A 17003-nucleotide genomic window follows, 5' to 3' on the forward strand; every position below is an offset into this window, starting at 1 on the left:
TACGAACATATGGTTGGACGAAATACTCGGTAAAGAGGTGAGAGCATGGCTGTAACTTTTATTTTAGGGAGATCAGGATCAGGAAAAACGACGAACGTTCAAAATGAGATTGTCAGGAAGATGCAAGAAGATCCAATGGGTCCACCGATTATATACATAGTACCGGATCAAATGACCTTTCAAGTCGAAAGGAAACTAGTCGAAAAATTAGGTCACGGGATGACGAGAACGCAAGTCCTTAGTTTTTCTCGACTAGCCTTACGTGTGTTACAGGAAGTTGGCGGGATATCTCGTTACCATATTCAACAAACAGGAATACAAATGCTTTTGCGGCAAGTTGTGGAAAGAGCGAAACCTGATTTTACTATTTTCCAAAAAGCACTTTCCAGTCCAGGATTTATCAATCAGTTAGAACAAATGCTTTCGGAATTTAAACGTTACCAGATAGACTCTGACACTCTTAGAGAAGAAATGAATAAGCTTGCTGAAAGTGAAGAACAAGATTCACCAACCGAGCGGACATTAAAGGATAAGTTGCATGATATTCACATTATCTTATCCGAAGTTGAAAAGTCCTTATCGGAAAAATATATTGCATCAGAGGACTATTTACAACTACTAGCCGATTCCTTGAAAGATTCTCTCGTTCTTCAAGATGCAGTTGTTTACATTGATGGTTTTCATAGTTTTACACCTATTGAAATAAATGTATTACATGAAATATTCCTCAAGATAGAAGAAGTAACCATTGTCTTAACGGTGGATGAAGCAGTAAAACAAGACGAACTCATTCATCCACTAGATTTATTTTTTGAGACGCAAAGCACGTACCAGCAATTACAGAATTTATGCGATGACTGTAAAATCTCCCATCAGTATATCTCGAATTACAGTAAAAGATTCGTTTCGCCGGCTCTCGCTTATTTAGAAGCAAATGGTGCAAAAAGGCCAGCTGATCCGATTTTAGAACATGATGGTATTCAAGTGATTAGTGCGGTGCATCGGCGTGCAGAGATTGAGAGAATAGCTAGAGAAATTATCTCCCTCGTTCGGGATGACAATTATCGTTATGGAGAGATCGCTATTCTTGTCAGAAATATGGGAGAGTACGATGATTACTTTGAAACGATCTTTCATGATGAAGGGATACCTTTCTTTTCTGATCAAAAACGTTCCGTACTGAACCATCCGTTAATAGAATTTATCCGCTCAACACTTGAAATCATTGAAAGACATTGGCAATACGACGCTGTTTTTCGTGCATTAAAAACAGAAATGCTATTTCCAATTGAGGACGAGCATATGAGAGAAAAAGTGGATCAATTAGAAAATTATGTTCTCTCATATGGTATCAAGGGTAAAAAGTGGTATGGGTCTGAGGAATGGACATACCAACGTTTTGCCACAACCACTGACTATGAAGGGGATAAAACGGATAACGAAAAAATATTTGAAGAAGAAATAAATCTTGTTCGTAAACAACTACTGTCACCAATAATAGATTTTCAAAAAGCTGCGAAAAATTCATCTACGGTTTTTGATTATGCTAAAGCACTATTTGAATTGCTCGAGGAAATAAAAGTAACCGATAAAATAGAACAATTAAGCAAAGATGCCATGGAAAACCATCGATTAAGAGAAGCACGTGAGCATGATCAAATGTGGAAGGAAATCATTGATTTGCTCGATCAAATGGTAGAAATAAGTGGCAACGAAAAAGTCAGTTTCAAGTTATTTATGCAAATGGTCGATACTGGCATCGAAAGTATGAAGTTTGCGATCATTCCACCGGCGATCGATCAAGTCGTGATAGCTAATATGGAAACCTCTCGGATTTCAGATGTTCGGGCGGCATTTATCATCGGCATGAACGATGGGGTAATTCCTGCAAAACCAAATGAAGACAGCATGGTGTCCGAAGAAGAACGTACATTTTTAGAAAAACAAGGATTGCAATTGGCACCTGGTGCTCAGCGACAGCTTTTAAATGAATCATTTGTCTTATACATGTCGCAATCCTTGGCCTCTGAAAAACTTTACATGAGCTATCCTTTGGCGGATGAAGAGGGAAAAAGTTTGCAGCCCTCGATGATGCTTAACCAAATTCAAGAAGTTTTCCCGGAATTGAAAGTAGAAGTCGCATTGGAAGGGCCTGCTGATGTTCAGACAGACAAAGAGGTTGATTTTGTAACGAATCCTGAACGAACGTTGTCTCATTTAACAAATCAGATGCAAGCATGGAGACGCGGCTATCATGTGTCTGAAATTTGGTGGGATACGTACAATTGGTTTATGTCACAAGAACAATGGCAAGAAAAAACAAAAAATGTGTTTGGCAGTTTAAGCTATAAAAATAAGCCGTCTTCATTGCCTCTTTCACTATCTGAAGAATTATATGGAACAGAATTAAAAACAAGTGTATCCAGACTTGAGCAATACAATGCTTGTCCTTTTTCACAATTTGCTAATTACGGACTGAAACTTAGGGAGAGAGAAACGTTTAAGCTTGAGGCTCCTGATATTGGGACCCTGTTTCATGCTGCGCTAAAAGAAATGGCGGAAAGCTTAAGGCAAGATGGAAGAGACTTTTCCCATTTATCTAGAGACGAAGCGAAAAGCCTTTCCAAAACCATTGTTGAACAGCTGGCTCCTAAAATTCAACGAGAAATATTGTTAAGTTCTAACCGATTTAAATATATCCAACAAAAACTGGAAGAAGTGGTCGCAAGGGCATCGACTGTTCTATCTGATCAAGCCAAATTAACAGGATTTTCCCCTGCTGGTTTAGAGGTCGGATTCGGACCAAACCAGCAATTACCACCTCTCACCTTTGAAATTGAAAACGGCCATAAAGTAGAATTAATAGGTCGAATTGATAGAGTGGACAGGGCTGAAGACGAAGAAGGCGTTTATGTTCGCATACTAGATTATAAGTCCAGTTCGAAAGATATAAAACTTGACGATGTTTACCATGGACTAGCCCTGCAAATGCTCATCTATTTAGATGTCGTTGTGAGCTTTGCTGCAGAGTGGCTTGGTACGGAAGTGACTCCAGCGGGTGTACTGTATTTCCATGTGCATAATCCAATGATTCAAGCAGAAGAAAAGCTATCCATTGAAGATATCGAAGAAGAAATTTTAAAACGATTCAAAATGAAGGGTCTTATTTCTTCCTCATTAAGTGCCATTAAACAGATGGATTTAAGTTTAGAGACCGGAAGATCATCCATGCTTCCTGTTGGTTTGAAAAAAGATGGACAACCATATTCGAATTCAAAAGTAATCTCGCAAACAGATTATGACGTCTTACGGTCGTATCTAAGAAATCACGTGAAAAAAGTAGGAGAATCGATTCTTCGTGGCGATATAGATTTGAAGCCATATAAAAAGAAACAAAAGATTCCCTGTACATTTTGTTCTTATAAATCGTTTTGTCAGTTTGATCCAACGATAGAAACGAATAACTATCGTCATTTAACGGATCAATCGAATGATGAAATTCTGGAATCAATCCGTGATAAAGGAGGAAACGTTAATGAATATAGAACCGAAACCGAATAACGTATCCTGGACGGATGATCAATGGAAGGCAATCGCTGCAGAGGGGAATAACATCCTCGTTGCAGCAGCAGCAGGAAGTGGTAAAACAGCCGTGTTGGTAGAAAGAATCATCCGCAAAATTGTCGATGTTGAGAACCCGACAGATGTTGACAAACTACTCATTGTTACCTTTACAAATGCTGCTGCTGCAGAAATGAGACATCGTATAGGAGAAGCGATTGAGAAACAAATTCATGACGATCCAAGATCCTTACATTTAAGAAGACAGCTCTCTCTTCTTCATCGCGCCAATATTTCTACGTTACATTCTTTCTGCATGAACGTAGTACGAAAATTTTATTATGACGTGGATATTGATCCAAGTTTTCGTATACTTGATCAAACAGAAGGCCAATTAATTCGCGAAGAAATTTTGGAAGATCTTTTTGAAGAAGAATACGGGGCAGAAGATAACCAATCATTTTTCACACTCGTCGATCAATATAGTGGTGACCGAACCGATGATAAATTGCGGAGCCTTGTGATGCATTTATTTGATTTCTCGAGGTCAAATCCTCAGCCTTTTCAATGGCTGGATGATCTCGTTTCGACCTTTAAACTAGAAGGAATTACTTCTATTGAAGAACTGTCATGGGCATCCTCGACATTAGAGAATGTACGTCGTCAATTAGAGAGTGCAAAAGACCTACTTCAACAAGCACTGGAAATGACACGAGAGCCTGATGGACCCGCAAAATATGCAGAAACACTGGAGACCGAATATACACAGATCCAAACAATTTTAAGCGCGAAGACGTGGGAGGAGATGTTTCAAGCATTTTCCGTGATCTCTTTTCCAACAATTCCACGCATTACAAAGAAAGACCTTGTGGATGATCAATTAAAGGAAAAGACAAAAGCACTTCGCGATCAAGCAAAGGATATTTTGAAAACTAATAAAAAAGCCTATTTTCAATACTCCCCCGAAGTACTTTTAGCTGATTTAACCGAAATGGCTCCGAGTATCGAAAAATTGACTACCTTAGTGAAAGATTTTTCTGCGAGGTATCTCTTTGAAAAACGAGATAAAGGCGTCTTGGACTTCAGTGACCTAGAACACTTATGCTTAGAGGTTTTGATTGATCAAGAAAAATCAAGTCTCCATGGACCTGTTCCTTCAAAAGCAGCCGAAGAATATATCTATCATTTTAATGAAATTATGGTAGATGAATACCAGGATACAAACCTCGTTCAAGAAACGATACTTACTTTATTGTCAAACGGGAAAAATCTATTTATGGTAGGGGATGTTAAACAATCGATCTATCGCTTTAGATTGGCAGAACCTACATTGTTTATGAATAAATATAAGTTGTTTGATTTAGATGGTGATAAGGATGGTCTCCGCATTGATTTGGCGAAAAATTTCCGAAGCCGATCGCAAGTGTTGGATGCAACAAACTTTATTTTCAGACAAATCATGGATGAGGAAGTTGGAGAAATTACTTATAATGACGTAGCAGAACTAAAACTCGGAAATACATCTTACCCTGACCAGGCTAACTTAGAAACTAGATTAATGCTCGTTAACAAGGGGGACAAACTGACGCAACATTCTGAGGAGGAGTCAGAAGAACCTGTACTTGATATGGAAGAAGAGTTGGAGACGTCTCAATTAGAGGCGCGTGCGATGATTCAAGAGATCAAACAACTGATCCAATCTAAGAATCCGGTCATGGATAAAGCAACAAAGCAGTCTCGTCCAATTCGTTACAGGGATATTGTCATCTTAATGAGATCCATGCCTTGGGCTGACACAATTATGGAGGAGTGTAAAACTGCTGGAATTCCTGTATATGCAGAATTATCAACAGGATATTTTGAAGCGATCGAAGTGAAGATCATGGTTTCTTTACTCAAGATTATCGATAATCCATATCAAGATATCCCGCTAGCTTCTGTATTACGCTCGCCGATTCTCAATTTCACAGAAGAAGAACTCTCTAAAATCCGTATTTTAGATAAACAATCTCGCTTTTATGATACATTGAAACTAGCTGGAACGAGTGAAAATCAAGATGAATCAATCAAAAACCGTTGCGCTAGCTTTATCGAACAGCTCACTCAATGGCGTAAAAAGGCTAGGTCGGGATCCTTATCCGAATTGATTTGGCAATTATTTCGAGAAACTGGTTTCTATGATTATGTCGGAGGGATGCCAGCCGGAAAGCAAAGACGAGCGAATCTTCGAGCATTGTATGACCGCTCACGGTCGTATGAATCTACTTCTTTCCGCGGCCTGTTCCGGTTCTTGCGTTTTGTGGAAAGAATGCAGGACAGAGGTGATGACTTAGGAACAGCAAGAGCCTTAAGCGAACAAGAAGATGTTATACGAATTATGACGATCCATAAAAGCAAAGGGCTTGAGTTCCCGGTTGTTTTCATGGCAGGTACGAATAAAATGTTTAATCAGCAAGATTTACGAGGTGACTATTTGCTTCATAAAGAGCTTGGATTGGGCTCTAAACGGATAGATCCGGAACTCCGACTTGCCTATCCGACCATTCCCCAACAAGTGATAAAAAATAAAATCAGGTCTGAATCATTAGCGGAAGAAATGCGGGTACTTTATGTAGCACTAACACGTGCCAAGGAAAAACTTTATCTCGTTGGAACTTTAAAAGATGTTGATAAATCATTAGAAAAATGGACTGAGAATATAGACAATCAATCCTGGTTACTTCCTAACATTCAAAGAGAAAAAGCGAGAAGTTTTTTGGATTGGATCGCGCCATCTGTGTTACGTCATCATGATGCCATACCTTTGTTAGAAAATCATGAGATAGATACTCAAGGCAGAGCCACCCAAGTCAGCGAAGATCCTTCCTCGTGGCTAGTAGATATTTTAGAAAAGGCAGAGCTTCAAGTGGAAGCCTCGGTTTATTCAGAGGTTGATCAAGAAATTGAACAACAACTTTTGACACACGAACCGGTTAATCTCGAATCTAGTTCAAGAAACAAAGTCTTACATCATTTAGAATGGTCTTATCCAAGACAAGATTCAGTCACTCATCGTGCAAAACAATCGGTTAGTGAATTAAAAAGAGCCATGCAAGATGAATACAGTGATGATCTAATGGCGACAAGCTTTCAGTCAAAATTCGCCGATAGACCGAAGTTTTTACAAAAAAATTCGTTTAGACCTGCGGAAAAAGGCACATTGATGCACACGATGATGCAACACGTTTCTCTTGTAGAAGAACATTCGCTGGAATCTCTTGAACGTCAACTTTTGCGTCTAGTTACAAAAGAGATAATTACATTAGAAGAATCCGAACAAATTAATCTGGAACACCTTCATCAATTTTTCCAGAATTCGTTAGGCAAGCAGCTAATCGCTGCTAAAAACGTATGGCGTGAAATTCCTTTCAGTTACCTTATCCCTGCCTCTCAAGCGTACTCAACTTGGTCGCAGCAACAGGATGAAACAGTATTTGTACAAGGAATGATCGATTGTGTGTTCCGCAATGAAGAGGGAAAACTAGTTTTACTGGATTATAAAACAGACACAATTACCGGCAAGTTTACTGATAAAACGGAAGAAGAAATTTTAAATTATTTCAAGGATTTATATCACTATCAAGTCGATTTATACAGTCAGGCATTGGCAGATAGCTGGCACGAAGCGATTGAAGAACGATATCTGTACTTTTTTGACGGAAATTATTTAGTAAAGATGTAGAGGAAACGGGGCTGAATTCATGAGATTATTACACACCGCTGATTGGCATATCGGCAGAACGATAGAAGGCAGAGACCGTCTTGAAGAACATGAAGACTTCTTTGAGGAACTAGTTGAAATATGTAACGAAGAAAACATTGATGCTGTTCTTATGGCAGGAGACGTCTTTGATTCCGTAAATCCGCCAGCCAAAGGGGAAGAGTTATTTTATGAAAGTATGGCCCGCCTCTCGGATTATGGGAAACGTCCAGTTATTATTATTTCCGGCAATCACGATCATCCAGAAAGGCTAGCAGCCGCGAGAACTGTTTTGAAGAAGCATCGTATATATATCCAAGGTTATCCTACGATGGAACCTTTGCGTATTTCTATCGATGGGTGTAAAGAGCCTCTAGCAGTAGCTGGACTGCCTTATCCATCAGAATCACGCTTAAAAGAAAGTTTTACTGAATCAAATGATGAGTTACAGCTTCGGGAAGCTTATGATGAAAAAGTAACAGATATTTTTAACATTTTAACCGAGTCTTTTACTGACAAAGAGATTCGAATAGCTATGAGTCATTTATTTGTTGCTGGTGGTTCCAGTACAGAATCCGAACGACCAATTGAAGTTGGTGGAGCATATACCGTTCGAGCAACGCAGCTTCCTGCTAATGTACAGTACACAGCGCTAGGGCACCTCCACCGTCCTCAAGATATTAAAAACGCCCCTGCAAGGGCCAGGTATTCAGGATCACCTTTAGCTTTCAGTTTTTCTGAGGCAGGTTATGCAAAATCAGTGTCCGTCGTAGATATCAAAGCTGGAAAAGTAGCAGATGTAAAAGATGTTTACTTGCGATCTGGACGTCCATTAGTCAGGTGGAAAGCAACCGAAGGGTTAGCCCAGGTACACAGCTGGATCGATGAAAAAAAAGATAATCTTGCATGGATCGAGTTAGATATTCATGTGGATGACACACCTTCAATGAATGAAATCCATAAAATTAAAAAAGCCTACCCTCATTTGTTAACGATACGGCCGATTTTCCCGGAGAATCAATCCGAAACACTTCCAGAAAGAAAACATGTAGCAATTGATGAGTTATTTAATCAGTTTTATCAACGTCAAACAGGTGGAGCTACTCCGGATCAGGAATTGACGCGACTGTTTTTAGACATCGTTAATGAGGAAGAGGAAGGTGGTTCTTCATGAAGCCTATCGAATTAACATTACAAGGGTTGCATAGTTTTCGTGAAAAACAAGTGATTGATTTTGCATCGTTGTGTGAAGGAGGGGTCTTCGGTATTTTCGGACCAACCGGCAGTGGAAAATCATCGATATTAGATGCCATGACTCTGTCCTTGTATGGAAAAGTCGAACGGGCTCCTAGTAATACACAAGGAATCTTAAATCATGCCGAAGATCAATTGGCAGTTTCTTTTACTTTTTCATTAGGTGAAGGACGTTACAAGGTAGAACGTACATTTAAACGTGTAAAAGATGACGGGTTGAGACAAGCCACAGCAAGATTTATTAATATAACAACCGAAGCTATCGTAGTAGCAGATAAAGCTGGTGATGTTACTAGAGAAGTAGAGGCAATGTTAGGGCTTTCCATTGATGACTTCACCAGGGCAGTCGTCTTACCTCAAGGGAAGTTTTCAGAGTTTTTATCTCTAAAAGGAACAGAACGGCGTCAAATGTTGCAACGGTTATTTCACCTTGAAAGATATGGTGATCAATTAAATCAAAAGCTTCGTCAGCGTTTGACCGCAACCAAACACGATAAAGAACTGATTGAAAAAGAACAACTTGGACTTGGTGATGCATCTAATGAATCACTGGAAGTTGCGAAAAACAAAGTAGTATCTTTGAAAAAGGGGATAAAAAAGCAAGAAGAGAAACTAGATATCTATCAAAAAGAGTATGAAGAATCAAAACAACTCATGGAATGGATAGCACAACTCCAGTCGGTCGAAAAAGAATTAAATGAACTTGATAAGCAGCAAAGTCATTTTACTGAATTAAAACAGGAAATCGTTCGGGCAAAAGAAGCCAATATCTTATTTCCTTACGTACAAGAAGTAGAAGAAAGCCAACAAGAAATCCATGCCTGGGAAAAGAAAGAAGCAGAGGCAAATAAAGATGTCAATATCCTTCATGAGAAAGCAGAAAGAGCGAAGAAGTCGTTTGAAAAAGCATCTTTTGAAAATCAGACACATGAAGTTCCGCTTAAAATGAAGCTTGACCGCTTTGAGTCTCTTAAAACAAAAGTAGAAGACTTAAAACACCGAACCACAGAGGTAAGTCAACTTCAATCGACGATAAAAGATTTGAATAAGACGTTGAAAGGGTTAGAGCTAGAGCAAACAGAGGCGAAAGAAACGCGAAAAAAATATGAAGAAGCCCAACAGGATTTAAAAGAAGAACTTAAACTGCTCCAATGGGACTCAGAAGAAAAACAGCTGTTAAATAAAGCTAATGAGCAAAAGTACACCCTACAAGAAACAGAGCGTCGTATCAAGGAATTAACAACACAAGTTACGAAACAACAGAAGGAAACAGACAAGGCTGTAGCTGCTATACATGAAGTCGAAGCGCAGCAAACAACTGCAAGTGAAGCCTTACATGAACGATTTCAGCAAATGATGCATTGGTACAATATTGTGTTAGAAAAGAAACAGCTCTTACAATCTGCCATTCATGATATTCAAGATCAAAAAGAACTTCAACAAGAAAATCAATTAAAAGTAGCCGTTCAAGAAATGAGACAAGCACTTACAGAAGGAGAGATTTGTCCCGTTTGTGGATCTACGGAGCATTTTTATGAGCACGATACTGGTCAAGTAAACAATGAAATAAGGGAAGACTTTATCCGTAAAGAAGTACTCCTAAAATTCGAAGCTGAACTAGGCAACTTGGAAAAAATGCTTGGAGAAGCGGGATGGAGACTTGATAAAGAAGCACGTCAATCTCCAATTAACCCAGAAGTTGCTGCAAGTACTGAAACTCTGCTTGATAATCAAGTTACTCCACTTCCTTCTGTACGGAAGGCTGAGTTTACTGACTCTTTAGAGAAGTGGTCAAATCAATGGCAAAAAGAAGATGAAGCAATATCTCGAGTGATTCAGCAATGGGAACAGCAGAATCATTCATGGACCAAACTTGAAAATAAATGGAATGAATCGAACATACATGTTAAACAAGCGAAAGAACGTCTGAAAGAGATAATGGATGAACTTGAAAAAGCACAACAAACCCATAACACTCAATTAACGGAATGGAAGACCAAATTTCCCGAGCATCCTTATTCCAACATTGATGAAATAGTTTCACGTATGCAAAAAAACGAACACGATTCTGATAAACTGCGAATAAGAATTGAGAAAAGCGTTCCATATATTGAAAAAATTCAAACTCAGCTGGATAACGTAGCAGGAAAGATTCAAGAGCTCATCGTCGATATTTCAAAGAAAGAATCTGAGTTAAACGAGAAGAAAACGATCATTAATGATATGAACAAAGATATAACAAATGAAACAAACGGAGAAAATATCGATACATTAATCGAAGGAAATAAAGCTAAGCTGGAAAAATTACAAACTACTGTCGAAAAGACGAAAAGTGAAAAAGAGAAATTAGAAGGACAAGTTAATACATCTGAGCGTTACTTGGCTGACTGTTCTCATTCTAAAACAGAGGCTATATCAAGAAATGAACGAGCATTACAGCGTTGGACTGTACAAAAGGAATCATCCTCATTTAATGATATGTCTCTCGTTAATGAAAAAATTAAGAACCTGGAAACAATAAATAGCTGGGAACTAAACGTATCTGACTATGAAAATAATCTGCGTGATGTTACGTTCAGTAAAAAACAAGTGGAAGATAAGCTGCAAGGAAAGCACATTACGTCAGATATGTACGAAGAGAAAAAAACAATATTTGTACAAGCAAAGCAAGAAATTGAGAATATGAGAACAGCATTTGGAGCTGCAAGTCATTATTTAGAAGAAATTGAAAAGAAAAGGGAACGTTATGATCACTTAGAGGAAAAGCGAATAGAATTAGAAAGTCTATTTGCTCAGCTGTCGAAGTTAGACAAAGTTTTTCGTGGAAAAGAGTTCGTCGAGTTTATTGCAGAAGAGCAATTAGTTCAAGTTAGTCGCCTTGCTTCTGAAAAATTACGTGCTTTAACGAGAGGACGTTATGCGATTGAAGTCGATTCCAGTGGCGGCTTTATTATGCGGGATGATCATAATGGCGGCGTGAAAAGACCTGTCACGACATTGTCAGGCGGAGAAACATTCCTTACCTCTTTAGCATTAGCATTATCATTATCAGCTTCCATTCAGTTAAACGGAGAGCATGCGTTAGAATTTTTCTTCTTGGATGAAGGATTTGGAACACTCGATCCTGAACTTTTAGAAACAGTCATAACTGCACTAGAACAGTTGCATACAAATCAATTATCAGTAGGTGTTATTAGTCATGTACCGGAACTCAAAGAGCGATTACCTAGAAAAATCATGGTTACCCCTGCAGAACCGGGTGGCAGAGGCAGTCGCACAAAATTAGAAAGTATTTAATTAGGAAATAACAACTCTATCTAATTAGAGCGGGAAGTGCTTGATCGCTGACGCTTCCTGAAGTTTCTACCTAATTGGTATAAATGAATCAATAAAAAAGATTGTGAATTTTTAATAGTCAAAGTCTGGTAAATCAGGCTTTGACTTTTTTTGGTTGCCAATATGGAAAAATTTACAGAAAAAATGGTTGCAATCTTAGTTATGTGTTATATAATAATAAACATATTACAGTCTGTATCATAACAGGTGTAGAGAGAGAGGAGAGATGTAGAAGTAATTTTCATCTTTTAAAAAGGAGGAGCTCTTGTTTATGAAAAAACTAGACATTAACCAAACCGTTGATAAGGATTGTACTTTTCTTTTTAACGAAAAAGCATCTGATTTTCTATCGAAATTACATGAAAAATTCGAGGAAGAACGAAAACTGATTCTAAAAGAGCGAATAGACCGTCAAGAAGAAATTGATGGAGGACTCCTTCCACATTATTTAGCAGATACGAAGCACGTTCGAGACAAAGAGTGGAAAATTGCTTCTATTCCTGCTGACATTGAAGACCGGAGAGTAGAAATTACTGGACCCACCAGTCAGCGGAAAATGGTTATCAATGCTTTGAATTCTGGGGCAAAAGTATTTATGGCTGATTTCGAAGATGCTAATTCTCCATCTTGGCAGAACACACTGCAAGGTCAACGGAATATGTATGATGCCATTCGCAGGGACATTGATTTCACAACTGATAATGGAAAAGAATATACCCTGCAACAAGAGGTTGCGACATTATTTGTTCGACCAAGGGGATGGCACCTAAAAGAAGAACATGTTTATATCGGAAATGAAGCCATATCAGCGTCACTGTTTGATTTTGGTCTATATATCTTTTTTAATGCAAAAGAACTAATAAACAGAGGCTCTGGCCCTTATTTTTATCTACCAAAACTTGAAGGATATAAGGAAGCTAGACTATGGAACAACGTATTTACTTTTGCAGAAAAAGAATTAGGTCTCATTCACGGTACGATAAAAGCAACTGTTCTCATCGAAACACTTACGGCTTCATTTGAAGCAGATGAAATATTGTATGAACTTCGAGATCATAGCGCTGGCTTAAATTGTGGACGATGGGATTATATTTTTAGTTATATTAAGCGCTTACGAAATCATAAAGCTTTTATTTTACCAGATCGCTCCGAAGTAACGATGACCACTAATTTCATGAGAGCGTATACACTTTATGTTATCCAAACTTGCCACAAGAGGGGCGCTCAAGCCATCGGGGGGATGGCCGCGCAAATTCCGGTAAAAGGGGATGAAGAGAAAAATAATCTTGCGATGATAAAGGTGCAGGAAGATAAAGAAAGAGAAGTGAAAGATGGTCATGATGGCACATGGGTGGCTCATCCCGGGCTAGTTCCTGTCGCACTTGAAGTCTTTAACAAGCATATGCCTAACGCAAACCAAGTAACTAGACTAAGAGATGATTACCAAATCACAGAGAAGGATTTACTTGGAATTCCTAAAGGAAACATAACCGAAAACGGAGTTCGTTTAAATATAACTGTCTCTATTCAATATATGGAAGCTTGGCTTAGGGGGCAAGGAGCTGTACCAATCTTTCATTTAATGGAAGATGTTGCTACTGCAGAGATATCACGGACTCAATTATGGCAATGGGTTCACCATCCAAAAGGGAAACTGAACTCCGGTGAAAAAATTACTGTCTCTTATGTGCAAAAATTAGTAGAAGAAGAGATGATAAAGTTGGAAGAATTATTTGGGGATGAAAACATGCAATCGGGCCTTTTTAATCAAGCCAAACAGTTATTGATGGAAATGGTTGAAAAGGAAGACTTTGTTGAATTCCTTACCATTCCAGCCTATAAAAAATTAATTATGAAAAAGGAGAGAGTCTAATATGACTAAAACCAATCAACTGGAACAGATGGCGAAAGAATGGAATACGGAACGATTCAAAGGCATTGTTAGGCCTTATTCAACGGAAGACGTGTTTCAACTCCAAGGGTCGGTACAGATTGAACATACACTAGCTAGAAGAGGAGCCGAGAAATTGTGGGAGCTTATTAATGAAGAAGACTATGTTCCGGCGTTAGGGGCTTTAACTGGTAACCAAGCTGTTCAACAAGTAAAAGCAGGGCTAAGAGCAATATACTTAAGCGGATGGCAAGTTGCCGCAGATGCAAATATTTCTGGACAGATGTATCCCGATCAAAGCTTGTATCCCGCTAACAGCGTTCCACATGTCGTAAAACGTATTAATCAAGCACTTCAGCGTGCAGATCAAATTGAGCATAATGAAGGAGGTGCTAAGAGAGATTGGTTTGCCCCGATTGTAGCGGATGCTGAAGCTGGCTTTGGTGGCCAATTAAATGTATTTGAATTAATGAAAGGTATGATTGAAGCAGGAGCTGCTGCCGTTCACTTTGAAGATCAATTGTCTTCCGAGAAAAAGTGCGGTCATCTGGGTGGCAAAGTTTTATTACCAACGCAACAAGCCGTTAAGAATTTAATTTCTGCTCGTTTGGCAGCGGATGTATCTGGCGTTCCAACCATTATTATTGCCCGAACTGATGCAAATGCAGCAAATTTAATTACAAGTGATGTCGATGAATATGATCATGATTTTATTGAAGGAAAGAGAACACCTGAAGGATTTTATCGAACGAAAGCCGGAATAGATCAAGCGATTAGTCGAGGTCTAGCCTATGCACCTTATGCAGATATGATTTGGTGCGAAACGTCAGAGCCTAATTTAACGGAAGCAAAACAATTTGCCGATGCGATTCACGAAAAATTTCCTGGTAAACTACTCGCTTATAATTGTTCACCTTCGTTTAATTGGAAGAAAAAATTAGATGATGAAACCATCGCCAGTTACCAAAAAGAATTAGGTAAGATGGGTTATAAGTTTCAGTTTGTAACGCTTGCAGGTTTTCATGCATTAAATCACAGTATGTTTGAATTGGCAAAAGGGTATAAAGAAACTGGAATGACAGCTTATTCAAATCTCCAACAGGCTGAATTCGGTAATGAAAAAGCTGGTTATTCTGCAACAAAACATCAACGTGAAGTTGGAACAGGTTACTTCGATTCGGTTTCAACCATTGTTTCTGGAGGAACATCATCAACCACAGCATTGAAAGGATCCACTGAAGAAGAGCAATTTACTACTAGCGGTTGATAGGAATGGCACCTTGTTAATTCAATAGAAAATACAAAAAACACCAGAAGGTAAATACCTTTTGGTGTTTGCTCTTTCAATTACCTATTTTTTTACTTTCTTTAACTCAAGATACTCATTATAAGAGATCTCTTTATCTAAGACACCTTCATCTTGTATTTCAATGATGCGATTGGCGATAGATTCATTAAACTGATGGTCATGTGTCGCAAAGATGATAGAACCTTTGAAATTAATTAAGCCATTATTTAATGCTGTAATTGATTCTAAATCCAAGTGGTTTGTCGGTTCATCCAACATAAGCACATTCGCTCCACTTAACATCATTCTGGATAACATGCAGCGAACTTTTTCGCCCCCGGAAAGAACACTCGCTTTCTTCTTCGCTTCTTCACCGGAAAAGAGCATACGGCCAAGGAAACCCCGTAAAAATGTTTCTGTTTGATCCTCCGGTGAATATTGGCGCAGCCAATCAATAAGACTTAACTCAGATCCTTCAAAATACTCTGCGTTATCTTTCGGGAAATACGTTTGAGATGTTGTTACTCCCCATTTATAAGAACCACTGTCTGGTTCCATTTCCCCCGCAAGAATTTTCATTAATACTGTTTTTGCATTCTCGTTAGGCCCTACTAATGATACTTTATCATCTTTATTGAGAATAAAGCTAACGTCATTTAATACCTTTTCACCATCGATCGTTTTAGTTAGGTGGTTGACAGTTAACAAGTCATTTCCAATTTCTCTTTCAGAATTGAAGGCTACATAAGGATATTTCCTTGATGACGGCTTAATGTCGTCCAACTCGATTTTTTCCAATGCTTTTTTACGGGAAGTAGCCTGCTTCGATTTTGAAGCGTTAGCGCTAAATCTAGCAACAAAAGCTTGTAATTCCTCGATTTTTTCTTCCTTTTTCTTGTTCTTTTCTTGAGCTAATTTCAATGCTAATTGGCTGGATTCATACCAAAAATCATAATTCCCTATAAATACTTTGATCTTACCGAAATCAAGATCAGCTATATGAGTACAGACATTATTTAAAAAGTGTCTATCGTGGGAAACAACAATGACGGTATTCTTAAAATTGAATAGGAAATCTTCCAACCATTGAATAGCTTCAATATCCAGTCCATTTGTAGGCTCATCAAGGAGAAGTACATCAGGATTACCAAATAACGTTTGAGCTAAAAGTACTTTAACCTTTTGGCCACCAGTTAGTTCTGACATCTTCTTACTTTGAAGATTATCACTGATTCCTAGTCCTTTAAGAAGAACTGCAGCATCCGACTCTGCTTCATAACCGTTCATTTCCGCGAATTCTCCTTCAAGTTCAGCTGCTTTCATACCGTCTTCATCAGAGAAATCTTCTTTCATATAAATAGCATCTTTTTCTTTCATCACATCATATAAACGTTTATGACCCATCATTACTACTTCAAGTACTATCTGCTCTTCATACTCGAAATGATTCTGCTTTAAAACAGCCATACGATGACCTGGAGGCATGCTCACTTTTCCAGTTTGTGATTCTATTTCTCCAGATAAAACTTTTATAAAGGTAGACTTACCAGCACCGTTTGCACCGATTAATCCATAACAATTTCCTGGAGTGAATTTAATATTAACGTCCTCAAACAGCTTTTGATCTCCAAATTGCAAGCTGACATCTGTTACATTTATCATTTACCTCATCCTTTGCATTAAATTACCTTGAAAATTATATCATTTATTCCATTGAAATACGAGGTTTTAAAAGAATTGTTCTAATCTTAAAAGTCGGCGCATACACTATATACAGGGTCCATAAAGAAAAAGGGAGGAGTGGAAATGCGTTTCGAATATCCTAATTATTAAGGTATGTGTATTTTCTACTTAGAAGAATAGAAGGTTTATTCCTGACTCATATAGGATAATTTATTTAGTGGGACGCTCAAGTGAGTGGCCATTAGAAAGGA

7 protein-coding genes are annotated in these 17003 nt (G+C 38.4%); 6 read left to right on the plus strand and 1 reads right to left on the minus strand.

Going from position 1 to position 17003, the window contains the following annotated elements:
• Positions 1–45 precede the first annotated feature (45 nt).
• From addB to aceA, 6 genes are all read left to right on the plus strand, one after another.
• On the plus strand, positions 46–3561 hold the full coding sequence (addB, locus tag CEF18_RS08210) for a helicase-exonuclease AddAB subunit AddB (RefSeq protein WP_110936012.1): 3516 nt from the start codon (positions 46–48) through the stop codon (positions 3559–3561).
• Positions 3536–7282: a helicase-exonuclease AddAB subunit AddA gene (addA, locus tag CEF18_RS08215; RefSeq protein ID WP_110936013.1), complete on the plus strand. Its 3747-nt coding sequence runs from the start codon at positions 3536–3538 to the stop codon at positions 7280–7282. The genes addB and addA overlap by 26 nt, the downstream gene beginning before the upstream one ends.
• Positions 7283–7301: 19 nt before the next feature.
• A complete protein-coding gene (locus tag CEF18_RS08220) occupies positions 7302–8474 on the plus strand; it encodes an exonuclease SbcCD subunit D (RefSeq protein WP_110936014.1) in 1173 nt (390 codons plus the stop codon).
• Complete coding sequence (locus CEF18_RS08225; protein WP_110936015.1) at positions 8471–11851, plus strand: AAA family ATPase; 3381 nt, start codon at positions 8471–8473, stop codon at positions 11849–11851. Before CEF18_RS08220 ends, CEF18_RS08225 begins: the two co-directional genes overlap by 4 nt.
• A 310-nt stretch (positions 11852–12161) precedes the next feature.
• The gene (gene aceB, locus CEF18_RS08230) at positions 12162–13763 is read left to right on the plus strand and encodes a malate synthase A (RefSeq protein ID WP_110936016.1); all 1602 of its coding nucleotides are present in this window, start codon (positions 12162–12164) and stop codon (positions 13761–13763) included.
• Between the two features lies 1 nt (position 13764).
• Positions 13765–15048, plus strand: coding sequence for an isocitrate lyase (gene aceA / locus CEF18_RS08235; protein WP_110936017.1), 1284 nt, complete (start codon positions 13765–13767; stop codon positions 15046–15048).
• A gap of 84 nt (positions 15049–15132) precedes the next feature.
• Here the strand turns inward: aceA and CEF18_RS08240 are convergent, their stop codons facing one another.
• Positions 15133–16731 (minus strand): ABC-F family ATP-binding cassette domain-containing protein, encoded by a 1599-nt coding sequence (locus CEF18_RS08240; RefSeq protein ID WP_110936018.1) that lies wholly within the window; start codon positions 16729–16731, stop codon positions 15133–15135.
• Positions 16732–17003: the final 272 nt, after the last annotated feature.

Source organism: Salipaludibacillus neizhouensis (assembly GCF_002886185.1).
In the GTDB taxonomy this organism is placed as follows: Bacteria; Bacillota; Bacilli; order Bacillales; family Salisediminibacteriaceae; genus Salipaludibacillus; species Salipaludibacillus neizhouensis.